Origin of the sequence: Cellulomonas oligotrophica (genome assembly GCF_013409875.1) — a bacterium.
Classification (GTDB): Bacteria; Actinomycetota; Actinomycetes; order Actinomycetales; family Cellulomonadaceae; genus Cellulomonas; species Cellulomonas oligotrophica.
Genome location: NZ_JACCBK010000001.1, coordinates 1,071,872 through 1,098,789 on the forward strand (window position 1 = coordinate 1,071,872; position 26,918 = coordinate 1,098,789).

The following is a 26,918-nucleotide window of genomic DNA, read 5'->3' on the forward strand; positions in this document are numbered from 1 at the left end:
CCGGGCGCCGACCTCGTCACCGTCCGGCGTAGGCGGCCTCCAGCGGGGCGATCTCGAGCCTGGTCATGGTGAGCATCGTCGCCATGGCACGGGCGACGCCCGCGGCGTCGGGGCGGCGCATGAGGTCGTCGAGCGCACGGGGCACGACCTGCCACGACACCCCGAAGCGGTCGGTGAGCCACCCGCACCGCCCGTGCCGGCCGCCGCCGGCGGCGAGGACCTCCCAGTAGTGGTCGACCTCGTCCTGCCCGTCGACGGACAGCAGGAACGAGAACGCGTCGTCGAGGCGCAGCGCGGGCCCGGCGGTGAGGAACGTCACCGCGTGGCCGTCGAGCTCGAGCTCGACGACGAACGGCGTCCCCTCGGGCACGTCCGGCACCCCGGGCGGGGCGGTGGTGACGCTCGTGATCCGCGAGCGCGGGACGACGTCGACGTAGAACTGCGCGGCCTCGTGCCCGCGCTCGACGAACCACAGGTGCGACCGGATCATGCCCATGACGGGCCCCTCTCCTCGCGACGGCTCGTCAGGGAGAGACCGGCGCGGTGGGCCGGAGTCATCGGCCGGCTGCCGTCGTCCTTCCGAGCGGCCGGCGCCCGACGTACGGTGGGCCGCGACGCACGACGGACGGAGGGTGCATGACCTCGACGGCGGGGCCGCGGGCGCGGGCGGCGTGGGACGCGCTCGTCTCCCGGGCGGGTGCGGGCGAGATCCCGTCCGTGGCGCAGGTGCTGGAGGTCGTCGACGGCCTCCCGGCGGTGGCGCCGGAGCAGATGCTCGGGTCGTGGCGCGGCGGCGGGCTGGCGACGGGGCACCCGTGGGACGGCCTGCTGGAGGCGTGCGGGTGGCACGGCAAGCGGTTCACGAGCGCCGAGGACGTGGACCCGCTGGTGTTCGAGGACGCGCGGGGGCTGTTCGCGGTGAACCCCGCCCTCGTGCCGCTGGGGCTGCTGGTGCGCCACCCGGGGCTGGGGCGCAGCGGTGCCGCGCGGACCGTCGCCCGCAGGTCGTTGCGGGCCGCGCGGACCCGGCGGCCCGCGGCACGGCTGCGACGGGTCGAGCACCGCGGCGTGGTGACCGCGACGATGGTCTACGACGCGCTGCCCGTCCAGGACCACTTCCGTCGGGTCGACGACGGCACGGTGGTCGGCGTCATGGACATGCGCGGGATGCGCGACCCGTTCGTGTTCACGCTGCACCGCGGGTGACCCGGGCGGCACCGGACGCGTGAGGGCCCGGCCGGTGCGGCCGGGCCCCCACGGTCGCGTCAGCCGGCGAGGCGCTCGGCGGTCTCGACGACGTTCTGCAGCAGCATCGCGCGCGTCATGGGACCGACGCCGCCCGGGTTGGGCGACACCCACGCGGCGACCTCGTGCACGCCGGGGTCGACGTCGCCGACGACGCGGCTGCGGCCCGTCTCGGGGTCCTCGACGCGGGAGACGCCGACGTCGACGACGACGGCACCGGGCTTGAGCATGCCCGCGCTGATGATGCCGGGGACGCCGGCGGCGGCGATGACGACGTCGGCGTTGCGGGTGTGCTCGGCGAGGTCGTCCGTACCGGTGTGCGTGAGCGTGACGGTGGCGTTGACCTCGCGCCGCGTGAGCAGCAGGCCGATGGAGCGCCCCACGGTCACGCCTCGGCCCACGACCACGACGTCCGCGCCCCGCAGCGGCACGTCGTGGCGCTGCAGGAGCTCGACGATGCCGCGCGGGGTGCACGGCAGCGGCGTGTCGACGGGGTCGTTGACGCGCAGGACGAGGCGGCCGAGGTTGGTCGGGTGCAGCCCGTCGGCGTCCTTGGCGGGGTCGACCAGCTCGAGCACCCGGTGGGTGTCGATGCCCTCGGGCAGGGGCAGCTGGACGATGAACCCCGTGCACGCGGGGTCCTCGTTGAGGCGGCGCACGGCGTCCTCGACGTCGGCCTGCGTGGCGTCGGCGGGCAGGTCCTCGCGGATGGAGGCGATGCCGACCTCGGCGCAGTCCTTGTGCTTGCCGGCCACGTACCAGCGCGAGCCGGGGTCGTCGCCGACGAGGAGCGTGCCGAGGCCGGGCACGACGCCCTTGCCCGCGAGGGCGGCGACCCGCCCCGCGAGCTCGGACTTGATGGCGGCCGCCGTCGCGGAGCCGTCCAGGATCTGTGCGGTCACGGTGCTCCCCGCTCAGTACTGCTGGAGGCCGGCGTACAGCGGGAACGCCTCGGTCAGCTTGAGCACGCGGGCGCGCAGGGCGTCGACGTCGGCGCCGGTGCCCTCGACCAGCGCCGTGGCGATGATGTCGGCGACCTCGGTGAACTCCGCGTCGCCGAAGCCGCGCGTGGCCAGGGCGGGCGTGCCGATGCGCAGGCCGGACGTGACGCGCGGGGGGCGCGGGTCGAACGGCACGGCGTTGCGGTTGACGGTGACGCCGACGGAGTGCAGGAGGTCCTCGGCCTGCTGGCCGTCGAGCGTGGAGTGCCGCAGGTCGACGAGCACGAGGTGCACGTCGGTGCCGCCGGTGAGGACGGAGACGCCGGCCGCAGCGACGTCGGGTGCGGTCAGGCGGTCGGCGATGATCCGCGCACCGTCGATGGTGCGCTGCTGGCGGGCCACGAACTCCTCGCTCGCGGCGACCTTGAACGCGACGGCCTTCGCGGCGATCACGTGCATGAGCGGGCCGCCCTGCTGGCCGGGGAACACCGCGGAGTCGATCTTCTTCGCGTACTCGCCCTTGCTCAGGATGAAGCCGGAGCGCGGGCCGCCGATGGTCTTGTGCACCGTGGAGGAGACGACGTCGGCGTGCGGGACCGGCGAGGGGTGCAGGCCGGCGGCGACGAGGCCGGCGAAGTGCGCCATGTCGACCCACAGCTTGGCGCCGACCTCGTCGGCGATCTCGCGGAACGCGGCGAAGTCGAGGTGGCGCGGGTACGCGGACCAGCCGCCGATGATGACGTCGGGCCGCTGCTCGAGCGCGGCCGCGCGCACGGCGTCCATGTCGACGCGGAACGTCTTCGGGTCCACGCCGTACGCCGCGACGTCGTAGAGCTTGCCGGAGAAGTTGATGCGCATGCCGTGCGTGAGGTGGCCGCCGTGCGCGAGGTCGAGGCCGAGGATCTTGTCGCCGGCGTTGATCAGCGCGTGCAGGACCGCGGCGTTGGCGGTGGCGCCCGAGTGCGGCTGGACGTTGGCGTGCTCGGCGCCGAAGAGCGCCTTGGCCCGGTCGATCGCGATGGTCTCGGCGATGTCGACCTGCTCGCAGCCGCCGTAGTAGCGCCGGCCCGGGTAGCCCTCGGCGTACTTGTTGGTGAGCACGGAGCCCTGCGCCTGCAGGACCGCGCGCGGCACGAAGTTCTCCGAGGCGATCATCTCGAGCGTGCCCTGCTGGCGGGCCAGCTCGCCGTCGAGGACGGCAGCGATCTCGGGGTCGAGCTCGGAGATGTTCTGGTCGAGCATGGTGTCGCTCATGCAGGTGCTCCTGTCGCAGTCAGCTGTGGCGGGCCCGGCTCGCGCTCGGCACCCGCACACACGGGTGTGCCGGTGTGGGAGTGACCGAGGGCCCAGGCGTCCGACCCGTTGGTCCAGCTGCTGCGTCGCTCCCCGGTGGTGCCCCACCCGTTGCGCCAGTCGCGACCCGCCCCAGCCTAGCAACGCCCGCGCGCGGGCAGCAGCGCCGTCTCAGGTCGTGCACACCTCGACGACCCCGCCGACGCCGTCGCTGGCGGTGCCGCTGTCGGGATCGCTCCAGACGAGCTCCGCCGAGACGTGCACGGGCAGGCACAGCGGCCCGCCGCCGACGACCCGACGCCCCGGGAGCGGGAGCATGCCGACCGTGGCGACGCCCTCGGTCACACCGGGCGCCGTCGGGTCGGGGTCCGCGGAGAAGGAGATGAAGTCGTCGGCCTCCGCGCACTCCCCCTCGCAGGGCACGTCCGACGGGTAGAGCCGGAGCTTGACCTCCTCGACGCGACCGACCGTCTCCCCGAGGCAGCTCTCGTCGACGTCGAGGACCGTCGTGGCGTCCGTCAGCACGACGTCGTCGTAGCGTGCGACGAGCGGACCGCGCCGCACGGTCCAGGCGAGGTCGCCGGAGAACGCGAGCGTCACGCACCGGGCGGCGGTCTCGAGCTCGGCCGTCACCTCGCCCTCCACGGCGCCCTGCCCCGCGGAGGCCACCCCGACGGGCACCACGACGGCGGCACCGACCGCCAGGACGACCACGAGGCCGAGGCCCCACGACCGACGCCGCACCACGACCTCCCCCCGGCACCGGGCACCGTGCCCCTGCCTGCGCCGACGCTAGTGCACGGCACGCGCCCGCCGTGGCCGGTCCGCACATCCTCTGCCGCCCGACCGGGTCAGAGGTACCCGCCGACGGTCGCGTCGGCCGACGCGCGCGGTGCCCTGCCCCGCAGGAGGACCGGAGAGCCCGCCCGGCACCCTGTGGTCAGCAGCCAGCGCGTCCCCGACAGCGGGCACGACCACGTCGACGCCCCGGGGCGCTCACCCGGCACCCCCGCGGGTGCGGGACGCAGGTGACGCTCGGCGTAGTCGAGCGCGAAGGGTCCGTCCAGCACGGCCGCCTGCCAGCAGCGGCAGGTGCCGGCGATCTCGTGGCGCGCCAGGGCCGCACCGCGGCGGGACTCGCGGGCACGACGGTCCCGGCGCTCGCGGTCGACGGCGATGCCGACCCAGACCCCGAGCGCGGGAGCGGCGAGCACGACCACGAGGAGGACGGCCAGCGCCACCCCGTCGGGCACGAGCTGCGACGGCGGTGACGTCACGTCGGTCCACCACCCCGCCAGCACGAGGCCGGCGGCAGCGCCGACCAGGCCGGTGACCGTCGGGACCGGGTGCACCGGGGTGGACGTCGTCACCCTCCCCGACCGGGAGTCGCGGCGGTGCCCGGCGAGCGCGTCCCACGCGCGCCCGTCGGTCAGGGACATGCCTGACGCGGCGTGCCACCGACGCAGACCCACGGCTCGTGCCACGACGGCGGCGAGCGCGCCGAGGAGGGCGGCGCCGGGCCTCCCCGTGACGACGACCGCGACGGGGGCGACCAGGACCGCGGCGAGGGCCGGCACCACCACGTCCCACAGCCGGCGTCGCACCCGGTACGTGCCGCTCAGCGCGCGCAGCGCGGGCGTGGACGGGCCGGTGAGGGTGACGGCGCGTGCGAGGAGCGCCGCGCCCGACCGGTCGCCGCGCGCCTCGAGCGCGGCGACGACGCCGAGGAGCGTGGAGGGGTCGTCCCACGGCGGGGCCGGACCGACCGCCAGGTCGTTCGCGGCCGCCAGGACCTGGACGGCGGCGCGTCCCGGGTCGTCCGCGCTCCGGGCCCGGACGGCGTGCTCGACCGTCCGGCTGACGACGTGCGGTGTCCGGACGCCGTGCTGCTCCGCCAGTGCGCGCCAGGCCGCCGCGGCGACGTCGGGCTGGCCGGCGGGTTCGGCGACGGTGGCGAGGACGTACAGGTAGGGCACCTGCCTCTCGGCGGGCAGCACCGCGCCGAGCCCGAGCAGCCGCGACATGTCCTCGTGCGACCCGAGCGCTGCACGCGCACCCAGCACCAGCACGTCGTCGGACGTCCGGGGCCCGTCGTCGGGGACGTCGCCGACCCCGACGGAGGCGAGCAGCGTCAGCGCCCGTCCCGGGTCGCCCTGCAGCAGGGCCGCGCGGGCCAGGCCGCGCGGGCCGCGGGCGTCGGGCACGTCGGCCCAGAGGGCTTCCGCGAGCTCGAGCTCGTCGACGAGCTCGGCCCCGGCGGCCCAGTCGGCGAGGAGGTCGCCCCGGTCGGCGTCCGTCCAGGTCGGCGGGCTGCTGCGATCGGCAGGGTGCGGGAGGGTCACCCGGTCGCATCGACGGGTCGCGACCTCGTCTTGAGCGCGGGGTTCGACGAGAGGCGGGGGTCGACGAGAGGAGGAGGCGGGCGGGCTGGCGCGGCGGCCGTCCCCGTCAGGCGGTGGCGGGGGGCTCCTCCAGGCGGGCGAGCCAGCGGCGCAGGATGCCCTCCAGCGCGGTGACGTCGGCGGGGTCGAGCGCGGCGAGCAGCCGGTGCTCGTTCGCGATGTGGGCGGCGAAGGCCTGGTCGATGACGATGCGCCCGGCGGTGGTGAGGACCACGTCCCTGCCGCGCCCGTCGGCGGGGCTGACGTGGCGGGCGACGAGCCCGGCCCGTTCGAGCCGGTCGACGCGCTTGCTGACCCCGCCGCTGGTGACGAGGGTGTGCTCGGCGAGCTCGCCGCAGGACCGGGCGTAGGGCGGGCCGGTGCGGCGCAGGGTGGCGAGGACGTCGAAGTCCCCCTCGGTGAGGTCGTGCTCCTGGTAGACGGCCAGGAGCTCGTCCGTCAGGTGGTTGGCCACCCGGTGCAGCCGCCCGATGACGCCCTGCGGCGTGACGTCGAGCTCGGGCCGCTCGCGCGCCCACGCCGCCATGATCAGGTCGAGCCGGTCCGGGCGGGCACCGTCCGCGGTGCTCCGGGGCGTCGTCGTGCGCTCGTCGGTGCTCACCCGTGGATCGTATCTTCCACGTCAGATAGATTGTCTTCCGTGGAAAATACCTGGCGCTGGTCGCTGGTCGCCGCGATCGCCCCCGTCGCCTGGGGCGCCGCCTACTACGTCACCCGGCACACGCTGCCCGCGGACGCCCCGCTGTGGGGGTCCGTGCTGCGCGCGCTGCCCGCCGGCCTCGTGCTCCTCGCGCTGGCCCGCCGCGCACCCGTCGGACGCTGGTGGTGGCGCGCCCTCGTGCTCGGCGCGCTCAACATGAGCGGCTTCTTCGTGCTCGTGTACCTCGCCGCGCAGCTGCTGCCCACGTCCGTCGCCGCGACCGTCATGGCCGTGTCGCCGTTCACGCTCATGCTGGTCGCCTGGCCGCTGCTCGGCCAGCGCCCCCGCGCCGCCTCGCTCGTGGGCGCGGCGGTCGGCCTCGTCGGCGTCGTGGCCATGCTCGTCACCGGGTCCGTCGAGGTGGACCCGGCCGGCGTCGCGGCGTCGGTCGCCGCGATGCTGCTGTCCTCGGTCGGGTTCGTGCTGGCCACCCGGTGGAAGGACGACGTCGACGTGCTCGCGTCCACCGCGTGGCAGCTCGTCGCGGGCGGGCTGCTGCTCGTCCCCGTCGCCGCGCTGGTCGAAGGTGCACCACCCGCCCTCGACGGCCCCGGCTGGCTCGGCGCCGCCTACGTCACCCTCGTCGCCACCGCGCTGGCGTTCGTCGCGTGGTTCGCGGCGCTGCGGCACCTGCCCGCCGGCGCCGTCGGGCTCGTCGGCCTGCTCAACCCCCTCACGGGCGTCGCGCTCGGGCTCCTGCTGGCCGGCGAGCACCTCACCGCGACGCAGGGCGTCGGCGTGGCCCTCGTGGTCGTCGGCGTCCTGGCGGGGCAGCCCGCCGTCGCACGGCTCGTCGGACGCCGGCGGGCCCGGACGACGGCACCCTCCACGCCGCCGCCCGGGCCCGCCCTCGCCCGGCGCTGATTCAGCAGGTCGCCCAGGCCACGCACCCGGCGACGTCGAGCGTCGGCTCGACCGGCGGGTCGCCGGCCACCCGCTGCTCGAGGATCAGGGTCCCGCCCGACTGCAGGAGGAGCCCCGTCGACAGGTCGCGGACGAGCACGACCTCCTCGCCCGTCGACGCCGTGTAGGTCAGGACCTCGCCGGGACGACCCTGGGCGTCCTCGCCGGCGACGACGCGCACACCCGGGACCAGGGCCGCGGCCGCCCAGTAGGCGTCGCGCAGCGCGGGCGTCATCAGACCCTCCCGGTCCAGGGCGCTGCGCACCGCCTCGACCACCTTGTCGTCGTCGCTGCCGGCACCGCGGTCGGGCTGCAGGCTCGCCCGCAGCACCGCCTCGAGCGCAGCGCCGTCGGTCGGCAGCACGGTCGGGTCGGTCAGCATCTCGAACCGCTGCCCGTCGAGCACGAAGCTGCCGAGCACGACCGGCGCCCCGAACGCGAACGCCGACGCCGCGTCCCCGTCGCTCAGCCCCAGACCGGGACGCTCCCTGCTCGACCACGTCTCCCGGCGCTCCGTGCCGTCGACCCCCACGCTGAGCACGTACCAGTACGGCTCGTCCCCGGCCCAGGGGTCACCGACCACACCGGTGACCGTGCCGTCCTCGGCCACGTCCGCCACCGCGGGCACGACGGGCCCCGCAGCAGCAGGCTCGGACGGGACCTGCGCGGGCGCGGACGAGACCGGCTCCCCCGCCGTCGGCGACGCCGACGGCAACCCCGTCGGCCCCGCGGGCGCCAGCCCCGGCCCGGGCACCGCACCCAGCACCGCACCCGCCCCCCAGCCCGCACCGACCAGGACCGCCACCGTGAGCGCCGCCGCACCGCCGCGCAGCACCGCGCGCCGCCGCCGCGCACGCGGCACCACGCGGTCCACGTCGACCGCGATCGTCGGCACCACCTCGTCGAACCGCGCCCGCAGCCGGTCCGCGTACACCTCGTCCGCGCTCATCGCTGCCCCGTCCCGGCGCCCGTGGCGCACTCGTCCCCGTCGTCGCCGAGCACCTCGCGCAGCCGGGCCAGCGCCCGGGACGCTGTCGACTTGACCGTCCCCACCGACACCCCGAGGTCCGCGGCGACCTCGCGCTCCGACAGACCCTCCAGGTGCCGCAGCACCACGACACGACGCTGACGCGCGGTGAGCAGCGCCAGCGCACGCACGAGCTGGTCCCGGTCGGCGTGCCGGTCGGCACCCGAACCCCCGGGGGTCTCCGGCAGCCCCGCCGGGCCCACCAGCACCTCGCGCCGGCGCCGGCGCCACGTCGAGACGCGGTGGTTCGCCAGCGTGCGGCGCGCGTAGGCGACCGGATCACGCTCGCGGGCGCGCGGCCAGGCGAGGTACGTCCGCACGAGGGCGGCCTGGACGAGCTCGTCCGCCTGGTGGGTGTCGCCGCACAGCAGCCACGCCGTGCGTGCCAGCTGCGGGGCGGCGCCGGCCATGAAGGCGGCGAACTCGGCGTCGCGGTCGCCGCCCGCGGGGACCACGAGCCCGAGGTGCTCGGGGGCGTCGTCGGTCCCGGGGTCGTCGGGGTCGGGCCCGCCGGGGGCCGGTGGGCCGAGCACCAGGCCCGCGCCCGTGTCGCCCCGTGTCGAAGGTGTCATGCCCTGTTCACGCACGACGCCCCGCGAAGGTTGCGTCGCGGGGCGTCGTGCGTGGCAGGTCGCGGTCAGGCCGGGGTGACGACCTCGCCGTCGCCGAGCAGCTTGCGCAGGTACGCGTACGTCAGGTCCCCTGCCGTCTGGTCGTGCTGGTGCTCGTAGCCGGCCTTGTTGTACAGCGCGATGTTCTGCAGGGAGTCCCGGCCGGTGAAGACCCAGACCTCCTCGATGCCGTCCGGCAGGTACGGCAGGATCGCCGTCAGCAGCTCGGTGCCGACGCCGCGGCCCTGCAGGTCCGGCGCGACGGCGAACCGCCCGAGCGTGGCCTTGGCACCCTCGACGAGCACGCGGATGGACCCGACCAGCCGGTGACCGGACCACGCGCCGAGCGTCACGACCCCGTCGGCACCCAGGTCCGCGCACAGCTCCTCGAACGTCTGCGTCAGCGGCGGGATGTGGGGGTCGCCGTACTGCTGGGCCTCGGTGACGAACGCGGCGCGGCGCAGCGTCAGAAGCTCGCCCGCGTCGTCGACGGTCACCGGGCGGATCTCGAGGTCGGCCTCACTCATGGGTTCATCGTGTCAGCCGGGCGGCCCGGCGCACTACTCTCGGACCTCGTGTCCCACACCTCGGAAGCCACGACCACGCACTGGGTGCTGACGCTCACGTGCCCCGACCAGCCAGGCATCGTCGCGGCGGTCGCGGGGCTGCTCGCCGAGCACGGGGGCAACATCACCGAGTCGCAGCAGTTCGGCGACCCGCAGTCCGGTCTGTTCGTCATGCGCGTGCAGGTCACGTCGTCCGCGAGCGCGGCCGAGCTGGGCGCGGCGCTGGACGCGCTCTCCCCGCGGTTCGACCTGCAGTGGTCCCTCGACGTGGTCGGGCGCCCCGTGCGCACGCTCGTCATGGTGTCCACGGCGGCGCACTGCCTCAACGACCTCGCGTTCCGGCAGCGGTCGGAGAACCTGCCCGTCGACCTCGTCGCGGTCGTGTCCAACCACGAGGTGCTGGCGCCCCTCGCGCAGTTCTACGACATCCCGTTCCACCACGTGCCGGTCTCGGCCGCGACCAAGGCCGACGCCGAGGCCCGGCTCCTGGCCCTGGTCGAGGAGCTCGACGTCGAGCTCGTCGTGCTGGCGCGGTACATGCAGATCCTCTCGGACGACCTGTGCCGGGCCCTCGAGGGGCGGGTCATCAACATCCACCACTCGTTCCTGCCGTCGTTCAAGGGCGCCCGCCCCTACGCCCAGGCCTACGAGCGGGGCGTCAAGCTCATCGGCGCGACCGCACACTACGTCACCGGCGACCTCGACGAGGGGCCGATCATCGAGCAGGACGTCGAGCGGGTCGACCACGCGCAGTCCGTCGAGGACCTCGTGGCCCTCGGCCAGGACGTCGAGCGGCGCGCGCTGGCCCGCGCGGTGCGGTGGCACGCCGAGCACCGTGTCCTGCTGGACGGGCACCGCACCATCGTCTTCCGCTGACCGGATGACCCCGCCGTCGACCCCACGGGCCGACCGGCGAGGGTGAAGCGGTTCACCCTGCCCGCGACCACGTCCGGCTCGGCGAGGATCGCGACGGGCCCGCGCTCGGCGGTGCCCGCCGCCGACGCCCAGGGGGACGCATGCGCACGCGGACGCAGGACAGACGAGGACGGCGCTCGCGCGTCGTCGCCGCACTGGCGCTGGTCGCCGGGCTCGCCACGGGCGCCGGTGCCCTCGCGACGGCGCCGCCCGCGCAGGCCGCGTCGCTCGTGGAGGTCCAGAGCTTCGGTACGAACCCCTCCGGGCTGCGGATGCACGTCTACGCGCCCGACACGCTGCCGCCCGACCCCGCGCTGCTCGTCGTCGTGCACTGGTGCACCGGCAGCGCGCAGGCCGTGTTCGAGGGCACGCAGTACGACGAGCTCGCGCAGCGGCACGGCTACGTCGTGGTCTACCCGTCGGCGAACCGGCCGGGTTCGTGCTTCGACGTGTCGTCGTCGGCCGCGCTGACGCGCGACGGCGGCTCCGACCCGCAGGGCATCGTCCAGATGGTGCGGTGGGCGCAGCAGCGGTACGGCACCGACCCCGCGCGCACGGCGGTCACCGGCATCTCCTCGGGCGGCATGACGACGCAGCTGCTGCTCGCCCAGTACCCCGACGTGTTCTCCGCGGGGTCGGCCTTCGCCGGGGTGCCCGCGACGTGCTTCGCGACGACGTCGCCGCCGCCCGGGACCACGCAGCAGGCGCCGTGGAGCTCGCAGTGCTCGACGGGTGCGCTCGACCTCACGCCCGCGCAGTGGGGTGCCCGGGTGCGGGCCATGAACCCCGGGTACACCGGCCCGCGGCCGCGGGTCCAGCTCTGGCACGGGGCGCTCGACGACGTGCTCGCGTACGCCAACCACCGTGAGGCCGTCGAGCAGTGGACGGACGTGCTGGGGCTGTCGGCGACGCCGGCGGTGACGGACCGGCCCGCCGCCAACCAGGTGCGGGCGCGGTACGGCGGCACCGGGGACCGGGCGCCGCTCGAGGCGACCACGTTCGAGGGCGTCGGGCACAACCTGCCCGTCGACACGGCGGCCGTGCTGCGCTTCCTCGGCCTGGACGGCACGGCACCCACGCCCACGCCCACGCCCACGCCCACCGTCTCGCCGACGCCCACGCCCACGCCCACGCCGACCCCCACACCCACGGCGACGCCGACCGTCACGCCGACGCCGAGCCCGACCCCCACGACCGGCCCTGCACCGACGTGCCGGGTGGCGTTCACCGTGCACGCCTGGCCGTCGGGCCTGACGGCGTCGATCACGGTCACCAACCTGTCGAACCAGCCCCTGCAGGGCTGGACGCTGACGTGGGACGCCCCAGCCGGGCAGCAGGTCGTGCAGGCCTGGGGTGCCACCGTGACGCAGTCCGGGACGCGCGTCACCGCGACGAACGCCCCCTGGAACGCGGCCGTGGCACCCGGCGGGTCGCAGCAGCTGGGCCTGAACGCGTCGCACACCGGCGACGCCTCCGCGCCGCGCGCGGCGTGGCTCGACGGGCGACCCTGCTCCGTCGGGTGACGCAGGTCGGGGGCGGTGCAGGCGACACCGCCCCCGACCAAGTCACACAGGTTTTACACAGAAGTGACATTCATCACTGACTTAAACGCTTCAGGGTCTGGTCTCCGCGTCCGGGATCCTTGAATCCTCTACCAGGTCATCTCCGGCGCCGACCCCAGGAGCGACCATGACCACCGCAGACGACCTGACCACCCGTACGTCGACGACCACGCCCCCCGACCACCCCGCACCCGCGCGAGCGGGCGCACCGCACCTGCTCGGCACGCTGCTCGTCGTCCTCGGGGTGCTCATGGCCCTGGGCGGCGCCGGCACGTGGGCCGCCGTCTCCGTCGGCCTCGCGAGCGAGAACGTCGTCGTGGCCGACACGGCACCCGCCTTCGTCGGCGCCACGCTCGACACCCCGTGGGAGGCCTGGGCGCAGACCGAGGCCATCCGCACGGACATCCTCACGGCGACCGACGGCCGCCTCTACGCGGACATGGACCGCGAGGACCCGCTGCGCGACATGGTCGCCACCGGCACGTTCCTGCGTGCCTCGCTGCTGACCTCCGTCGTGGCGTTCGGCGTGGCCCTCGCCCTCGTGGGCGTCGGCCTCGGGTTCGTGCTCGGCGGCGTCGGCCTGCGCCGCCTCGCGGCCCGCACCGCCGTCTGACGCCTGTCCACCTGACGCCCGGCGCACCGCCCGGGACGACGACGGGTCCGGCCCCCTGGGGGGCCGGACCCGTCGTCGCGTCAGGGGTGCGGTGTCAGCCCGCGGACCCGGCGTCGATCTGCTCCTGGGTCAGGTAGCCCGAGTCCAGCAGCTGCGTCGTGATGTCCTCGAGGTACACCGACTCCACGTCGAGCAGGTAGGCCGGGACGACCTCCACGCCGTTGTCGTAGGACGTGGTGTCGTTCGGCTCCGGCTCCTCGCCGTTGACGTACGACTCGACCGCGAGGGCCGCGAAGTGCGCGAGGCGGCGGGTGTCCTTGAAGACCGTCGAGGACTGCACGCCCTCCTGCATGAGCAGGACGGACGCGGCCTCGGCGTCCTGACCGGTCACGACCGGCAGGCCGTCCGCCAGCGTCGGGCCCATGCCGGCCTCCTGGAGGGACGTGATGATCCCTCGCGAGATGCCGTCGTAGGGCGAGAGCACCGCGGCGATCTCGGAGCCGTCGGCGTAGTGCGAGGCGAGCAGCTCGTCCATGCGGGCCTTCGCGCCGTCCTCGGACCAGCGCAGGATCGCGGTCTGCTCGATCTCCGTCTGGCCGGACTTCACGACGAGCGTGCCGTCCTCGAAGTACGGCTCGAGGGTGTCGATCGCGCCCTGCCAGAAGAAGTACGCGTTGTTGTCGTCGAGCGAACCGGCGAACAGCTCCACGTTCAGCGGACCGGTCGGCGCGGTGTCGGTGGGCACCCCCGCCCAGTCGACCAGGCCGAGACCGGCCAGCAGCGCCTTGGCCTGCGCGACGCCCACGGCGTAGTTGTCGAACGTGACGTAGAAGTCGAGGTCGCCCGTGTCACGGAGCAGACGGTCGTAGGCGATGACGGGGATCCCGGCGGCCTCCGCGGCCTCGAGCTGCTCGCCCAGCGAGGTGCCGTCGATCGCGGCCACGACGATCGCGTCGACCTCGGCCTCGATCATCGCGTCGATCTGCTCGAGCTGGACCTCGACGTCGTCGTCGGCGAACTGCAGGTCCGCCTCGAAGCCGAGCTCGCCGAGCTCGGCCACCAGCGCGTCGCCGTCCCGGATCCACCGCTCGGAGGTCTTCGTCGGCATCGCGACCCCGACGGTCGCGGTCGGCGCCGCCGTCGTCTCGCTGCCGCCGGGCGCGTCGCCGTCGTCACCACCGCTACAGGCCGCGAGCCCGAGGACGAGCACCGCCCCGGTCGCCACCGCCATGGTGATCCTGCGTCGCATGTCTGCTCCTTCTCGTTGACGGGCGGTTCGGTCCGAACCTCCCGGGTCTCCAGGGGGCGCCGCTGCCGAGCCGTCGTGCATGTCGGGAGCCCGGACGTCGACCCCTGATCGCGTGGACAGCAGGTCGTTCACGTGGCGGAGGTCAGCGTAGTCCCGTGGATGGTGTTCTCGTAGTGGATCGGGACGAGGTGGGCACGGGTGAAGCACCCGTGCGGGTGATCCCGGTGGACGATCGTCCGTGACGGCCGTGACCAGCGACGTCGCCCCGGCCCTCGCGAGCCTGTGCGGGCCCGGTCAGCGCAGCGCGTGCACCGGGTGGTCCAGCCGCGTGGCGCCCGTGATCGCGCCGAGGATCTCCTCGTGGCTGGTGCGACGGGCCTCGAACGAGCCGTTGTTGCGCCCGTGCCGCAGCACCTCGACCCGGTCGGCCACGGCGAGCACGTCGTTCAAGTTGTGGGAGATGAGGATCACCCCGAGCCCGAGGTGCCGCAGACGCTCGATGTGCATGAGGACCTCGGCGGTCTGCGCCACCGACAGCGCCGCGGTCGGCTCGTCCAGCACCACCAGGCGCGGCGAGCCGATGAGCGTGCGCGCGATCGCGACGGACTGCCGCTGACCGGCCGACAGGTGCGCCAGCGGCGTGCGGACCGACGGGATGCGGCTGGTGAGGTCACGCAGGATCCGCTTGGCGACCTGCTCCATCTCGCCGTCGTCCATCACCCCGCCGCGGCGCAGCTCGCGGCCGAGGAAGAGGTTGGCCGTCACGTCGAGGTTCTCGCACAGCGCGAGGTCCTGGAAGACCGTCGCGATGCCCGCCTGGTGCGCGGCCGCCGGCGAACCGAACGCCACCGGCTGCCCGTCGAGCTCGACGAGCCCGGCGTCGGGAGCCAGCACGCCCGAGACGACCTTCGCGAGCGTCGACTTGCCCGCACCGTTGTCGCCCACCAGGGCGACGACCTCGTGGGCGTGGACGTCGAGGTCCACCCCGACCAGCGCCTCGACGGCGCCGAAACGCTTGGTGATCTGCCGCATCGACAGGAGCGGGACGCGCACGTCGGCACTCATGACACGCTCACCTGCCCTCCGTCGCGCACGTGTCCGGCCAGTGAAACCCCACGCCGGGCCCTCGTCAACTTCGACCTCCTGGTCTCCCCCGTGGTCCACGTGCCGCGTCGGGACGACACCGTACGCACCGCACGCGGCACGCGTGCGGCTTTTCCTCACCCGACCGTCACGTCGTCGGCACCTGCGTGCACGTCCGTGGCCTGCAGCACCATCGCGACAGCGCCGACGACCTCCGCGCGCGCACCGAGCTCGGCGGGGACGACCTCGAGCGGCGCGATCTGGTTGAGCAGCACCCGGCGACGGATCGCCTCGCGCAGCGGGCCGAGGAGAACTTCACCCGTCTCCGCCAGCTCGCCCCCGACCACGACGCACTGCGGGTTCACGGCCATGCCGAGACCCGCCACGACGGCGCCGATGGCGGCGCCCGCGTCCGCGACGACCTGCCGGCAGCCCGGGTCCCCGTCGATCGCGCGCTGCACGACGTCACGCAGCGTCATGGGGCCGTGGCTGGCCGACAGCGGCTCGGTCAGCGCCGTGTCGCCCACGACCGTGTCGAGGCAGCCACGGCTCCCGCAGCGGCAGATCCGCCCCTGCGGGTCGACCTGCACGTGCCCGATCTCGCCCGCGGTGCCGGCGAAGCCGCGGTGCACCTGGCCGGCGATGACGATGCCGGCGCCCGTGCCGTAGGACGCGCGGACGTACACCGAGTCGCGGTAGAACCGGGACGCGCCCAGCCGGCTCTCCGCCAGCGCCCCGAGGTTCGCGTCGTTGTCGACGAACACCGGCTTGGCCAGCCGCTTGGCCAGGACGTGGGCCACGGGGACCTCGTCCCAGCCGCGCATCATGCCGCGCACCGAGACCATCCCGGTCTCGGGCTCGACCGGTGCGGGGATGCCGACGCCGATGCCGACGACCTCGTCGAGGGTCGACCCCACGCGCTCGGTGAGGTCCACGAGCAGCAGCGCGGCCCGGTCGAGGCTGGTGTCGACGCGGTGGTCGGACGGCAGCGGCAGCGTCTGCTCGGCGACGACCTCGTGGGTCACGTCGGACAGCACGACCCGCAGGTGGCGGTGACCGAACTGGACGCCGGCGGCCAGGCCGGTGCGCCGGGCGAGCGTGACGAGCTGGGCCCGGCGGCCCGAGCGTGTCGTCGTGCGGGTCTCGACGACCCCCGCGGCGAGGAGCTCCTTGACGATCGAGGAGACCGTGGCGGCCGACAGGCCGGTCGCGCCGCTGATCTCGACCTGCGTGATCCCGCCGAAGCGCTTGACGGCGTCGACGATGAGGGCGCGGTTCGCCTCACGCAGCGAGGACTGCGACCCGGACATCGCGCCCCCTCCCGGCGTGAGCCTGGCGACGGGGCGGGTCGTCGAAGGGGTGCGACCCGCCCCGCCGCGTCTGGCGTGCGACGGTCCGGTCGGGTCGTGCCCCCGACCGGACCGTCGGCACGGACGGGCGTCAGCGCACGGTGGCGCGACGCTTGTTGTAGATGTCGAACGCCACGGCGAGCAGGAGCACGAGGCCCTTGACCACCTGCTGGATCGACTGGGGGACGCCCATGAGCTGCATGCCGTTGCTCATGACGGCCATGATCAGACCACCGATCATGGCTCCGGTCACGCGGCCGACGCCGCCCGTGGTGGACGCGCCGCCGATGAAGCAGGCGGCGATGGCGTCGAGCTCGAACATGTTGCCGGCGCCCGGCTGGGCGCCGTTCATGCGCGAGGAGAACACGACGCCGGCGACCGACGCGAGCACGCCCATGTTGACGAAGACCCAGAAGGTCACGTTGCGGACCTTCACGCCGGACAGCTCGGCGGCGTGCAGGTTGCCGCCGATGGCGTAGACGTGACGGCCGAACACCGAACGCTGCGTGACGACCGAGTAGGCCAGGATCAGCACCGCGAGGATGATCAGCACGTTCGGCAGGCCGCGGCTCTGCGCGAGCTGGTAGCCGAACCACATGACGACGGCGCCGACGGCGACGATCTTGGCGATGAACAGCGGCATCGACTCGACGGTCTGCTGGTAGGCGATGCGGCCGCGGCGCGTGCGCCACTGGCTGAACGCGTAGCCCGCCACCGCGATGCCGAAGATCACCAGCGTGAAGACGTCCACGCCGTACCCGCCGAGCAGGCCGTTCTGGAACCCGTTCGCGATGTCGTAGTAGACGCCGCCGAAGGGCGACAGCGACACGTTGTCGAGGACCCGGTAGGTCAGGCCGCGGAACAGGAGCATGCCGGCGAGGGTGACGATGAAGCCGGGGATGCCGACGAACGCGACCCAGAAGCCCTGCCAGATGCCGACCAGGAAGCCGACGGCGAGCGCCGCGAGCAGGCCGACGACCCAGGGCTGGCCCTCGCGGATGACGAGCACCGCGGAGACCGCGCCGGTGAGGGCGACGACCGACCCGACGGACAGGTCGATCTGCCCGAGGATGATGACCATCACCATGCCGATGGCGAGGATCAGGATGTACGAGTACTGCAGGATGATGTTCGTCAGGTTCCCCGGGCTGAGGAAGTTCTCGTTCATCAGCGCGAAGAGCGCGACGATGGCGATGAACGCGACGAAGATCCCGCTCTGCTGAAGGTTCCGCGTCACCATCTCGCGGAAGCCGGCGATGGCCGTCATGATGCCTGGTCCTTTGCTGTCTCTCGCTCCATGGTCATGAGCTCCATCAGCCGCTCCTGCGTCGCCTCGGCGACCGGCAGCTGACCCGTGATCCGCCCGAAGGCCAGGGTGTAGACGCGGTCGCAGATGCCCAGGAGCTCGGGCAGCTCCGAGGAGATGACCACGACGGCCTTCCCCTCGGCGACCATGCGGTTGATGATCGTGTAGATCTCGTACTTGGCACCGACGTCGATGCCGCGGGTCGGCTCGTCGAGGATGAGCACGTCGGGCTGCGTGTACAGCCACTTGGCCAGGACGACCTTCTGCTGGTTGCCGCCGGAGAGCTTGCCGACGACGGCCATCACGGTGGGCGTCTTGATGTTCAGGCTGCCGCGGTACTCCTCGGCGACCTTGAGCTCCTCGTTGCCGTTGACCCAGCCGCGCGCGGCCATCTGGCGCAGACCTGCGCTGGAGATGTTGCGGCGGATGTCGTCGATGAGGTTGAGGCCGTACTTCTTGCGATCCTCGGTGGCGTACGCGAGGCCGTGGTTGATCGCCTCGGACACCGTGCGCGTGTGGATCTCCTGGCCGTTCTTGAAGACCCGGCCGCGCACGTAGCGGCCGTAGGTGCGGCCGAACAGGCTCATCGCCAGCTCGGTGCGCCCTGCGCCCATGAGGCCGGCGATGCCGACGACCTCGCCGGCGCGCACGTCGAACGACGCGCCGTCGATGACCAGGCGGTCCGCCTGCGTGGGGTGCCGCACGGTCCAGTCCTCGACCCGCAGCACCTCCTCGCCGATCTGCGGCGTCCGCTCGGGGTAGCGGTGCTCGAGGTCCCGGCCGACCATCCCGCGGATGATGCGGTCCTGGGTGGACTCGGGCTCCTTCATGTCGATCGTCTCGATCGTGCGCCCGTCGCGGATGATGGTGGTGCTGTCCGCGATCTCGGCGATCTCGTTGAGCTTGTGCGAGATCATGATCGACGTGATGCCCTGGCCCTGCAGGTGCCGCAGCAGGTTGAGCAGGTGCTCCGAGTCGGTGTCGTTCAGGGCGGCCGTCGGCTCGTCGAGGATGAGGAGCTTGACCTCCTTCGACAGCGCCTTGGCGATCTCGATGAGCTGCTGCTTGCCGACGCCGAGCTGGGAGACGGGCGTCGTCGGGTTCTCGTCGAGACCGACGCGGGCGAGCAGCTTGGCCGCCTCGTCGTTGGTCTTGTTCCAGTCGATCAGGCCGCCGGCGCCGCGGACCTCGTTGCCGAGGAAGATGTTCTCCGCGACCGACAGGTAGGACACCAGCGCGAGCTCCTGGTGGATGATCACGATGCCCTTGGCCTCGGAGTCGTTGATCGACCCGAAGGACATCTCCTCGTCCTCGAAGAGGATCTGGCCCTCGTAGGTGCCGTGGGGGTAGACCCCGGAGAGCACCTTCATCAGCGTCGACTTGCCGGCGCCGTTCTCACCGCAGATGGCGTGGATCTCGCCACGCTCGACCGTCAGCGTCACATCCTGCAGCGCCTTGACGCCGGGGAAGGTCTTCGTGATCGAGCGCATCTCCAGGATCACGCTCATGCGCGTCCTCCGTTCTCTCGTCGGGCGTGGGACGGGCCCGGCCCTGCGTGGACCGGGCCCGTCCGGGGTGCGTCAGATCACTCCGCGACGCCCTCGTCGATCTCGTCCTGCGTCCAGTAGCCCGAGTCGACCAGCAGCTCGGTGATGTTGTCCGCGTGGACCGTGTCGACCGTGAGCAGGTACGACGGGACGACCTTCACGCCGTTGTCGTACGTCTCGGTGTCGTTCGCCTCGGGCTCCTCGCCGTTGACGAAGGACTCCACCGCGACGACCGACTGGTCGGCGAGCTTGCGGGTGTCCTTGAAGATCGTCGAGGACTGGATGCCGTCCTGGATGAGCTTGACCGAGGCGATCTCGGCGTCCTGGCCGGTGACGACCGGCAGGCCGTCCTCGAGCGACGGGCCCATGCCGACGCCCTGGAGCGCCGTGATGATGCCGCGCGAGATGCCGTCGTACGGCGAGAGCACGCCGTGCAGCTCGGTGTCGCCGGAGTACGTGGAGGTCAGCAGGTCCTCCATGCGCTTCTGCGCCGTCTCCTGCGACCAGCGCAGCGTGGCGGCCTGCTCGATGTCCGTCTGCTCGGACGGGACGACGATCGTGCCGTCCTCCATGAAGGGCTCGAGGGTGTCCATCGCGCCCTGCCAGAAGAAGTGCGCGTTGTTGTCGTCCAGCGAGCCGGCGAACAGCTCGACGTTGAACGGGCCCTCGGGCGCGTCCTCGGCGGGCTCGCCCGCCCAGTCCGTGAGGCCGAGACCGGCGAGCAGGCCGTTGGCCTGCGCGACGCCGACCGCGTAGTTGTCGAACGTGACGTAGAAGTCGACGTTCTCGCTGTCACGGATGAGGCGGTCGTAGGAGATGACCGGGATGTCCGCCGCCGCGGCCGCGTCGAGCTGGCTCGACAGGGCCGTGCCGTCGATCGCCGCGATGATCAGCACGTCCGCGCCGGCCGTGATCATCGAGTCGATCTGCTGGGTCTGCGTCGGGATGTCGTCGCCCGCGTACTGCAGGTCGACCTGGTAGCCGAGCTCCTCGAGGCCGGCCTTCACCGCGTCGCCGTCCTGGATCCAGCGCTCCGACGTCTCCGTCGGCATCGCCACGCCGACGGTGACGTCCTCGGCTGCGGGAGCCTCGCCGTCGCCCTCGGTGCTGCCGGCGCCACCACCGCCGCAGGCAGCGAGGCCGAGGACGAGCGCCGCCCCGGTCGCCGCCGTCATGGTGATCTTGCGTCGCATGTCTGCTCCTTCTCGTCGCTGAGAGGTTCGGTGCGAACCCTGCGGGTCCGGTGCGCGGCTGCCGTGCCCACGCGCGGTGTCCCGGCTGACTCCAGGACGCCGGTCGTCGTCGTCCCGAGGTGCAGCACGCACACTCTGTTGCCTTCGGTTCTCGAAGTCAACGCCGGAGGCAACCACTCCGGTCTCGAAACCATCACGGTTCGGTCACGGCACCCGGGACAGCGTTCTCCCCCGGGACGTCGGACCTGATCCGGACGAACCGGACAGCGGTCGGCTCGTCCGAGCTCGTCCGGGTTCGGGACCGGAACGCAGCGTGACGCACGCCGGCCCGCCCTCGGGCGAGGACGGGCCGGCGGGGGTCGACGGAGGTGGTCGGTCGGGCGGGGGCGGCGGTCAGGAGCGGCCCGGCACCCCCCGCGGCGGGGTCGGGGCGTAGCCGCCCCGGCCCGCCTGCTCGACGAGCACCGCGACGGTCCGCGCCGGCACCGTCACCGCACCGGTCGCCCGGTCGTACCGGGTCGTGCGGACCACGTCGTCCTGCCCGCGCGCCTGCACCGGGTGCAGCGCGTACCGCCGGCCCGCGAGCGCGCCCACGGTCTGGGTGGTGGGCTCGTCGGAGGCGTTGACGACCACGAGCAGACCGTCGAGGCGCCGGTCGACGTCGGTGCGCCACCGGTGCGCCGCGCGGTCCCAGCCCCGGCGGTCCTCGACGTGCATGACCACGACGCCCGGGGCGGCGTCCGCGCCCGCCCCGGGGAACGTGACGCGGCTGCCGATCAGCTCGGCGGACCCCAGGTGCAGCAGGCGGGTCGAGGAGCGGATCTCGAGCAGCTCGAGCGCGGCCTCGTGCGCCGTGCCGATGTGCTCGGGGGTGGGCACGAGCGCCGGGTCGGCCAGCAGCGGCTGCTGGTACGGCCACTTCGCCTCGTTGTCCGCGGCCGGGGGCAGCCCGCGCGCGAACCCGTTGGTCTGCTGCGACCAGTCGAGGACGTTGAACCAGTCCCCTGAGTCGTAGCTGTTGCGGTCGAGGGACTTGCTGCGCAGGAGGTCGGCGCCCGCGTGCCAGAACGACGGCGTCTGGGCGAGGGCCGTGGTGGCCAGCGAGACGGTGTTCATGCGGACCCGGTCGTCCATCGAGGTGCCCTGCGGCAGCTTGAGGGCGAGGTTGTCGAAGAGGGTCTCGTTGTCGTGCGCGTCGACGTAGGTGACGACCTCCTCCGGGGATTCCGCGTACCCGGCCGGCTGGCCGTTGTAGTCGATCTCGTCGCCGGTGCGCACGGTGCCGTCGGACGTGGGCAGGGCGTAGTCGCGCAGGTTGCCGGCCAGCCCGAGGCGCAGGAGGTCGCCCTGGTGCTGCACGCGGGCCCGCTGCTCGTCGGCGGTGCCGTTGACGGGGTCGCCGTTGGGGTCGGTGAAGGCGCCGGAGCCGAAGCCCTGCACGCGCGGGTTCTCGTCGAAGGGTCCGCCGCCGCGGACGGCGTCGCGCAGCCGGTCGGAGAACGTGCCGATGCCGGTGCCGCCGAGCTGGCCCTGCGTGGCCTGCTCGAACAGCCGGTCGTCGGCGACCTCCCCGAAGTTCCAGCCCTCGCCGTACAGGTAGACCTTCGAGCCGTCGACGCCGTCGCGGCGCGGGGTGAGGTCGTCCAGGGCGGCGCGGACCTTCTCCATGGTGGCGCGGGAGTGGTGGCCCATGAGGTCGAACCGGAAGCCGTCGACCTTGTGGTCGCGGGCCCAGGTGACGACGGAGTCGACCATCATCTTCTCGGCCATGGCGTGCTCGGTGGCGACGTTCTGGCAGCAGGTCGAGGTCTCGACCTGGCCGGTGGCGTTCAGCCGGTGGTAGTAGCCGGGCACGACACGGTCGAGCACGCTGCGGGCGTCCTGGCCGCTGGCCGCGGTGTGGTTGAAGACCTGGTCGAGCACGACCTGCAGGCCGTCGGCGTGCAGGGCGCCGACCATGGTCCGGAACTCGGCCAGACGGGCGCCGCCGGTGGCGTCGACCGCGTAGGACCCCTCGGGGGCGGTCCAGTGCCACGGGTCGTAGCCCCAGTTGAAGGCGTCGTCGGCGGCGACGGCCGTGACGCACTCCTGCTGCTCGGGCGAGTCCGGCGGCAGCGACGCCAGGTCGCACGCCGGCTCGGCCTGGGCGGTGCGGTCCTCCTCGATCGACGCGATGTCGAACGTGGGCAGCAGGTGCACGGTCGTCAGGCCGGCGTCCGCGAGGCGGCGCAGGTGGTCGCGGCCGTCGCTGCTGCGCACCGCGAAGGCCCCGTAGGTGCCGCGCAGCCGCTCGGGGACGGTCGCGTCGGAGATCGAGAAGTCCCGCACGTGCAGCTCGTAGATGGTCTGCTCGACCGGCCGCACGACGGGCTGGGGCGTGCGCTCCCACTGGCGGGGGCGGTAGCGGGGGTCGTCGAGGTCGACGAGCACGCCGTGGGTGCTGTTGAGCGTGAGGGCGACGGCGTACGGGTCGGTGACCCGGTTGATCTCGACCTCGCCCGTGGTGGGTGCGTAGACCGTGACCTCCCACAGGTAGGCGGCGCCCGCCCACGCCTTCGGCCCGCCGACGGACCACGTGCCGTCCGCGCGACGCTCCGCGGCCCGGCGCACCGGCTCCGCCGAGGTGTCGAGGCGTCCGCGCCTGTCGGCGGGCCACACGAGCAGGTCGACGTCCTGGGCGGTGGGTGCCCAGAGCGTCTGCGTCGGTGCGCCGCGACGCCAGGTGGTGCCGAGGGTCGCGCGGGCGGCGTCGGCGTAGACGTCGTCGAGCACGCCGGGCACCTGGACGCCGGTGACGGCCTGCGCGGTGCCGTCGGCCGCACCCTGGCGCACGAGCAGCTGCCCGGTGAGCAGCTCCTCGACGGTGGCGGGGTCGGCGTCCAGGCGCAGCGCGAGGTACCCGGCCAGCGCCGGGAACCGGGCGGCCTGGGCGTCGGTGAGCCCGTCGGGCAGCACCGTCAGCGGGTGCTCCTCGCCACCGGTGACCTGCCCGTCGTCGACCTGCAGCGCGGCGTCGGTCGAGCCGTGCAGCGTGAACGTCAGGTCGGCGGCGTCGGTGCCCGACGGCACGAACGCCGTGGGCAAGGCGATCGTGGTCGCGTCGACCCAGTGGGCGGCGAGCTGGCCGGTGCCGGGCAGCGGCGGGTCGGTGACCTGCACCGTGAGCACGTGCGTGGCCAGGTCGTAGACGAACGTGACGGGCTTGCCGCCCGGGGCGGCGAAGGTGATGTTCGCACCGTCGCGCACGCCGTCGGCGCCGTAGTTCTCGGCCCACGACAGGCCGTGCGCGACCTTGACCTCGTAGGTGCCGGCGGGCAGGTCGGGCGCGGTGAACGTCGCCGTCCCGTCCCCGTCGCCGTCCACGAGCGCCGCGCCCAGGCACGCCGGGTCCCAGTCGCCGGCGCAGCCGAGCTCGCTCTGGTGCGAGCCGGGCAGCGTGATCAGGGGGCCGTCGACGGACGTCGTCACCTGGTGCGTCGTCACGTCGTACACGAACGTCACGTCGACGGGCTCGTCCCCGGGCACCGTGTAGGTGATGTTCGCCCCGCCCGGGGCTCCGCCGGCGCCGTAGTTCTCGTCCCACGTGCCGCCGACCGCGACCTTGTACTCGTAGGTGCCGGGCGGCAGCGTGAACGTGCCGTGGTGCACGAGGCCGTTGAGCGTGGTCAGGCGTGCGGCCTCGCAGCCGGGCTGCCAGTCCCCCGCGCAGCCCATCGCGGCGTTGTGGCTGCCGGGCACGGTGACGACCTCGCCGCCGGGGCCCGGCGGGGGCTCGACGCCGTCGACGGCCACGCCGACGCTGCCGAAGGTCGACGCGGCGGTGCGCTGCCCGGCCGCGTCCTCGCGCACGGCCCGGTACTCGACCAGCGTGCCCGGGGCCAGGTCGCGCACGTCGTGGAACACCCGGGGCGCGGTGGTCTCGGCGGTGCCGAGGGCGGTCCAGGCGTCGTCGCCGACGGTGCGCCAGGCGAAGGACGTCGTGGCGTGCACGTCGTCGGCGACGTCGGCCGCCACGGGCGCCAGGCCCTCCAGCGCGGCACCGGCGCCGGGCAGGTCGAGGTTGATCGCGTCGCCGCCGGTGGCGACCGGGGCGTCGGCCCGCAGGACGAGGGCGCCGAGCGCCGGCAGCGCGAGCTCGACGGTGCCGTCGGCCCCGGCGGTGACGGGCGCCGCGTCGGCCGTGCCGGTGCCGCTCGTGGCCAGGAGCGGGGTGAACGTCGCCCCGGGCGTGAGGGAGTCGACCGTGACGGTGGTGGCCGCGTCGTCGTTGTTGAGCGCGACGAGGTGCTCGACGTCGTCGTCCCCGACGCGCGAGAACGCGTAGACCGCACCGTCGGCGTACCGCTCGACCTGGGCCCCGGACGTCAGCGCCGGGGTGTCCGCGCGCAGCTGCGCGAGCCGGGCCACGTGCGTGTACAGCGGGGTGTCGGTCGCGTACCGGTCCACGGCACCGGCCGGGGTGCCGTCCAGCAGCTCCTGCCCGGCGTACTCGGGCACCTGCGACGCGAACAGCGACTGCCGGGCGTCCTTGTCCTTGCCGCCGAGGGTGCCGTCACCGACGAAGCCCTGCTCGTCGCCGTAGTAGACGACCGGCTGCCCGCGCGTGAGGTACATGAGGCTGTGCGCGAGGCCCGAGCGGCCCTGCGGGTCGTCGGTGTCCTTGACGGCGTACCCGATGCGCCCCATGTCGTGGTTGCCGAGGAACGTGGGCAGCGCCTGCGCGTTGCTCGTCGGGGTGGTGTACAGGTCGTCGCCGGCGTACAGGGCGTGCAGCGACGACGCGCCGAACCCCCGCGCGTAGCTCGCCGCGGCGGCCTGGAACGAGAAGTCGAGGATCGCGTTCATGTCGGTGTCCCGCACGTACGGCGCCGTCAGCGCCGGGTCGGCGTCGTACACCTCGCCGAACATGAAGAAGTCGGGGTTGCCGGCGGCGGCGGCGTGCGCGGCCACCTCGGTGGTGAACGTCTCCCAGAACTCGGTGTTCACGTGCTTGACGGTGTCGATGCGGAAGCCGTCGACGCCCAGGTCGACCCAGGCCTCGTACACGTCGACGAAGCCGTCGACGACCCGCGGGTGCTCGGTCATGAGGTCGTCGAGGCCGTCGAAGTCGCCGTACGTGACGGACTCCCCCGTCCACGTCGAGTTGCCGCGGTTGTGGTACAATGTCGGGTCGTTCAGCCAGTCGGGCACCTTGAGGTCGGCGTCCGCCGCGGGCACGACCGGCGTGTACGGGAACGACGTCGCGGGGTCCAGCGCGGGGAAGTCGGCACTGCCGGCCACGTCCGACGGGTCGAACGGCGTGCCGTCCGCGGCCCGGTACGGCTCGTCGGCCTGGGGCACGTACGCGTACTGCCCCTCGGCGTAGGCGATCACGTCCGCGGTGTGGTTGGTGATGATGTCGAAGTACACCTTGATGCCGCGCGCGTGGGCGTCGTCGATCAGCGCCTCGAGCTCGGCGTTGGAGCCCAGGTGCGGGTCGATCTGCGTGAAGTCGGTGATCCAGTACCCGTGGTACCCGGCGGAGGCGTTCGCGCCCTCGCCCTGCACGGCACGGTTGAGGAACGACGGCGTCAGCCAGATGCCCGTCACGCCGAGGCCCTCGACGTAGTCGAGCCGCTCGCGCAGGCCGGCGAGGTCGCCGCCGTGGTAGAAGCCCTTGTCGGTCGGGTCGAGGCCGGTCGTCAGCCGGTCGCCCGTCAGGCCGCCGGTGTCGTTGGACGGGTCGCCGTTGGCGAACCGGTCGGTCATGACGAAGTACAGCTGCTCACCGGCACCGGGGTCGCGCACCGGCTCGGCGACCAGGGCGGCGTCCGCGTCCGTGTAGCCCCCGGCCAGGTCCTCCACGACGACGGACGTGCGGTGCGTCGCGTCGTCGTAGGTGAACGTGAGCTCCGCGGGCCCGGCGACGACCAGCGGCGTGTTGCCGGTCCCGCCGTCGGCGCCGTAGGCGGCGTCCCAGGTGCCGTCGAGGGCGACCTTCCACTCCCACGCACCCGCCGGCACGGTGAAGGTGCTGGTCCACCGGCCGGGCACGTCGCCCGCGGCGAGCGCGGTGGCGGCGCAGGCCGGGTCCCAGTCCGCACCGCAGCCGAGCTCGTCCTGCAGGCTGCCGACCAGGACGACGCCGGTCGCGTCGGCCTGCGCGGCGGTCGGCGCGAGGGCGGCGACGAGGCCCGCGAGCGCGACCGCGGCGGCCGTCCCCGCGGCGACGACGCGCCGCGCCGTGGCGGGACGCGGGGGCTCGGTGGTGCCTCGGGCGGCGGGGCGGGGGGACGGGGACGAACCAGGACGCACACGGACGCCGACCATCGGGACTCCTTCGTCGCGGCACGTCGTCGTGCCGGCAGGCGGGCTGTCCCGCGAACGTAACCCCTTGCATCAAGTTGCTGCAAGGAGTTCCGACAAAGTCCCTG

21 protein-coding genes and 1 riboswitch are annotated in these 26,918 nt (G+C 73.6%); of the genes, 5 read left to right on the forward strand and 16 right to left on the reverse strand.

Annotated features, from left to right (window positions below):
• Positions 1 to 16 precede the first annotated feature (16 nt).
• The gene (locus BKA21_RS04660) at positions 17 to 496 is read right to left on the reverse strand and encodes a VOC family protein (protein ID WP_140460797.1); all 480 of its coding nucleotides are present in this window, start codon (positions 494 to 496) and stop codon (positions 17 to 19) included.
• Positions 497 to 636: 140 nt separating this feature from the next.
• On the opposite strand from BKA21_RS04660, the gene BKA21_RS04665 reads away from it, so the two are divergent.
• Positions 637 to 1,206, forward strand: coding sequence for a DUF4334 domain-containing protein (locus BKA21_RS04665; RefSeq protein WP_140460798.1), 570 nt, complete (start codon positions 637 to 639; stop codon positions 1,204 to 1,206).
• 59 nt (positions 1,207 to 1,265) lie between these two features.
• On the opposite strand, the gene BKA21_RS04670 is transcribed toward BKA21_RS04665, so the two are convergent.
• The 5 genes from BKA21_RS04670 to BKA21_RS04690 form a co-directional block, all read right to left on the reverse strand.
• A complete protein-coding gene (locus BKA21_RS04670) occupies positions 1,266 to 2,147 on the reverse strand; it encodes a bifunctional methylenetetrahydrofolate dehydrogenase/methenyltetrahydrofolate cyclohydrolase (protein WP_140460799.1) in 882 nt (293 codons plus the stop codon).
• A gap of 12 nt (positions 2,148 to 2,159) precedes the next feature.
• On the reverse strand, positions 2,160 to 3,440 hold the full coding sequence (gene glyA, locus BKA21_RS04675; RefSeq protein WP_140460800.1) for a serine hydroxymethyltransferase: 1,281 nt from the start codon (positions 3,438 to 3,440) through the stop codon (positions 2,160 to 2,162).
• An 83-nt stretch (positions 3,441 to 3,523) separates the two neighbouring features.
• A riboswitch (ZMP/ZTP riboswitch) is annotated at positions 3,524 to 3,613 on the reverse strand.
• A gap of 37 nt (positions 3,614 to 3,650) precedes the next feature.
• Positions 3,651 to 4,223: a hypothetical protein gene (locus BKA21_RS04680; protein ID WP_140460801.1), complete on the reverse strand. Its 573-nt coding sequence runs from the start codon at positions 4,221 to 4,223 to the stop codon at positions 3,651 to 3,653.
• 107 nt (positions 4,224 to 4,330) lie between these two features.
• Positions 4,331 to 5,821 carry a serine/threonine-protein kinase gene (locus BKA21_RS04685; RefSeq protein ID WP_140460802.1) on the reverse strand — a complete coding sequence of 497 codons (1,491 nt, stop codon included), beginning with the start codon at positions 5,819 to 5,821 and terminating at the stop codon, positions 4,331 to 4,333.
• Positions 5,822 to 5,927: 106 nt separating this feature from the next.
• Positions 5,928 to 6,407, reverse strand: a complete 480-nt coding sequence (locus BKA21_RS04690) for a MarR family winged helix-turn-helix transcriptional regulator (RefSeq protein WP_140460833.1) — start codon at positions 6,405 to 6,407, stop codon at positions 5,928 to 5,930.
• A gap of 114 nt (positions 6,408 to 6,521) precedes the next feature.
• Here BKA21_RS04690 and BKA21_RS04695 point away from each other — a divergent pair, with 114 nt between their 5' ends.
• Positions 6,522 to 7,445, forward strand: coding sequence for a DMT family transporter (locus tag BKA21_RS04695; RefSeq protein WP_140460803.1), 924 nt, complete (start codon positions 6,522 to 6,524; stop codon positions 7,443 to 7,445).
• 1 nt (position 7,446) lies between these two features.
• On the opposite strand, the gene BKA21_RS04700 is transcribed toward BKA21_RS04695, so the two are convergent.
• From BKA21_RS04700 to BKA21_RS04710, 3 genes are all read right to left on the reverse strand, one after another.
• Positions 7,447 to 8,433, reverse strand: a complete 987-nt coding sequence (locus BKA21_RS04700; protein ID WP_140460804.1) for a hypothetical protein — start codon at positions 8,431 to 8,433, stop codon at positions 7,447 to 7,449.
• Complete coding sequence (locus BKA21_RS04705; protein ID WP_140460805.1) at positions 8,430 to 9,083, reverse strand: SigE family RNA polymerase sigma factor; 654 nt, start codon at positions 9,081 to 9,083, stop codon at positions 8,430 to 8,432. The genes BKA21_RS04700 and BKA21_RS04705 overlap by 4 nt, the downstream gene beginning before the upstream one ends.
• Before the next feature lie 65 nt (positions 9,084 to 9,148).
• Entirely contained in the window at positions 9,149 to 9,649 is a 501-nt protein-coding gene (locus BKA21_RS04710; protein ID WP_140460806.1) for a GNAT family N-acetyltransferase, read from the reverse strand.
• Positions 9,650 to 9,697: 48 nt separating this feature from the next.
• Between BKA21_RS04710 and purU the strand changes: the two genes are divergently transcribed.
• The 3 genes from purU (at position 9,698) to BKA21_RS04725 (ending at position 12,778) form a co-directional block, all read left to right on the forward strand.
• Entirely contained in the window at positions 9,698 to 10,564 is an 867-nt protein-coding gene (gene purU / locus BKA21_RS04715) for a formyltetrahydrofolate deformylase (RefSeq protein ID WP_140460807.1), read from the forward strand.
• Between the two features lie 140 nt (positions 10,565 to 10,704).
• The gene (locus tag BKA21_RS04720; protein ID WP_140460808.1) at positions 10,705 to 12,126 is read left to right on the forward strand and encodes an extracellular catalytic domain type 1 short-chain-length polyhydroxyalkanoate depolymerase; all 1,422 of its coding nucleotides are present in this window, start codon (positions 10,705 to 10,707) and stop codon (positions 12,124 to 12,126) included.
• 166 nt (positions 12,127 to 12,292) lie between these two features.
• The gene (locus BKA21_RS04725) at positions 12,293 to 12,778 is read left to right on the forward strand and encodes an aromatic ring-opening dioxygenase LigA (RefSeq protein ID WP_239072911.1); all 486 of its coding nucleotides are present in this window, start codon (positions 12,293 to 12,295) and stop codon (positions 12,776 to 12,778) included.
• A 94-nt stretch (positions 12,779 to 12,872) separates the two neighbouring features.
• Here BKA21_RS04725 and BKA21_RS04730 read toward each other — a convergent pair whose 3' ends face one another.
• From BKA21_RS04730 to pulA, 7 genes are all read right to left on the reverse strand, one after another.
• Positions 12,873 to 14,027: a substrate-binding domain-containing protein gene (locus tag BKA21_RS04730; RefSeq protein WP_140460809.1), complete on the reverse strand. Its 1,155-nt coding sequence runs from the start codon at positions 14,025 to 14,027 to the stop codon at positions 12,873 to 12,875.
• Between the two features lie 294 nt (positions 14,028 to 14,321).
• Positions 14,322 to 15,092, reverse strand: coding sequence for an ATP-binding cassette domain-containing protein (locus BKA21_RS04735; RefSeq protein WP_140460810.1), 771 nt, complete (start codon positions 15,090 to 15,092; stop codon positions 14,322 to 14,324).
• Positions 15,093 to 15,247: 155 nt separating this feature from the next.
• Positions 15,248 to 16,420: an ROK family transcriptional regulator gene (locus BKA21_RS04740; protein ID WP_140460811.1), complete on the reverse strand. Its 1,173-nt coding sequence runs from the start codon at positions 16,418 to 16,420 to the stop codon at positions 15,248 to 15,250.
• Positions 16,421 to 16,550: 130 nt separating this feature from the next.
• Positions 16,551 to 17,726 carry a multiple monosaccharide ABC transporter permease gene (gene mmsB, locus BKA21_RS04745; protein ID WP_140460812.1) on the reverse strand — a complete coding sequence of 392 codons (1,176 nt, stop codon included), beginning with the start codon at positions 17,724 to 17,726 and terminating at the stop codon, positions 16,551 to 16,553.
• On the reverse strand, positions 17,723 to 19,273 hold the full coding sequence (gene mmsA, locus BKA21_RS04750) for a multiple monosaccharide ABC transporter ATP-binding protein (RefSeq protein ID WP_140460813.1): 1,551 nt from the start codon (positions 19,271 to 19,273) through the stop codon (positions 17,723 to 17,725). The genes mmsB and mmsA overlap by 4 nt, the downstream gene beginning before the upstream one ends.
• A gap of 77 nt (positions 19,274 to 19,350) precedes the next feature.
• Complete coding sequence (gene chvE, locus BKA21_RS04755) at positions 19,351 to 20,505, reverse strand: multiple monosaccharide ABC transporter substrate-binding protein (protein WP_140460814.1); 1,155 nt, start codon at positions 20,503 to 20,505, stop codon at positions 19,351 to 19,353.
• 393 nt (positions 20,506 to 20,898) lie between these two features.
• Entirely contained in the window at positions 20,899 to 26,814 is a 5,916-nt protein-coding gene (gene pulA / locus BKA21_RS04760) for a pullulanase-type alpha-1,6-glucosidase (protein ID WP_140460815.1), read from the reverse strand.
• Positions 26,815 to 26,918 lie beyond the last annotated feature (104 nt).

Excerpts from the sequence above, each read along its gene's own strand:
- BKA21_RS04660 (WP_140460797.1), bottom strand. The coding sequence starts at position 496 with ATGGGCATGATCCGGTCGCACCTGTGGTTCGTCGAGCGCGGGCACGAG.
- BKA21_RS04665 (WP_140460798.1), top strand. The coding sequence starts at position 637 with ATGACCTCGACGGCGGGGCCGCGGGCGCGGGCGGCGTGGGACGCGCTC.
- glyA (WP_140460800.1), bottom strand. The coding sequence starts at position 3,440 with ATGAGCGACACCATGCTCGACCAGAACATCTCCGAGCTCGACCCCGAG.
- BKA21_RS04690 (WP_140460833.1), bottom strand. The coding sequence starts at position 6,407 with ATGGCGGCGTGGGCGCGCGAGCGGCCCGAGCTCGACGTCACGCCGCAG.
- BKA21_RS04700 (WP_140460804.1), bottom strand. The coding sequence starts at position 8,433 with ATGAGCGCGGACGAGGTGTACGCGGACCGGCTGCGGGCGCGGTTCGAC.
- BKA21_RS04705 (WP_140460805.1), bottom strand. The coding sequence starts at position 9,083 with ATGACACCTTCGACACGGGGCGACACGGGCGCGGGCCTGGTGCTCGGC.
- BKA21_RS04710 (WP_140460806.1), bottom strand. The coding sequence starts at position 9,649 with ATGAGTGAGGCCGACCTCGAGATCCGCCCGGTGACCGTCGACGACGCG.
- BKA21_RS04720 (WP_140460808.1), top strand. The coding sequence starts at position 10,705 with ATGCGCACGCGGACGCAGGACAGACGAGGACGGCGCTCGCGCGTCGTC.
- BKA21_RS04725 (WP_239072911.1), top strand. The coding sequence starts at position 12,293 with ATGACCACCGCAGACGACCTGACCACCCGTACGTCGACGACCACGCCC.
- BKA21_RS04730 (WP_140460809.1), bottom strand. The coding sequence starts at position 14,027 with ATGCGACGCAGGATCACCATGGCGGTGGCGACCGGGGCGGTGCTCGTC.
- BKA21_RS04735 (WP_140460810.1), bottom strand. The coding sequence starts at position 15,092 with ATGAGTGCCGACGTGCGCGTCCCGCTCCTGTCGATGCGGCAGATCACC.
- BKA21_RS04740 (WP_140460811.1), bottom strand. The coding sequence starts at position 16,420 with ATGTCCGGGTCGCAGTCCTCGCTGCGTGAGGCGAACCGCGCCCTCATC.
- mmsB (WP_140460812.1), bottom strand. The coding sequence starts at position 17,726 with ATGACGGCCATCGCCGGCTTCCGCGAGATGGTGACGCGGAACCTTCAG.
- mmsA (WP_140460813.1), bottom strand. The coding sequence starts at position 19,273 with ATGAGCGTGATCCTGGAGATGCGCTCGATCACGAAGACCTTCCCCGGC.
- chvE (WP_140460814.1), bottom strand. The coding sequence starts at position 20,505 with ATGCGACGCAAGATCACCATGACGGCGGCGACCGGGGCGGCGCTCGTC.
- pulA (WP_140460815.1), bottom strand. The coding sequence starts at position 26,814 with ATGGTCGGCGTCCGTGTGCGTCCTGGTTCGTCCCCGTCCCCCCGCCCC.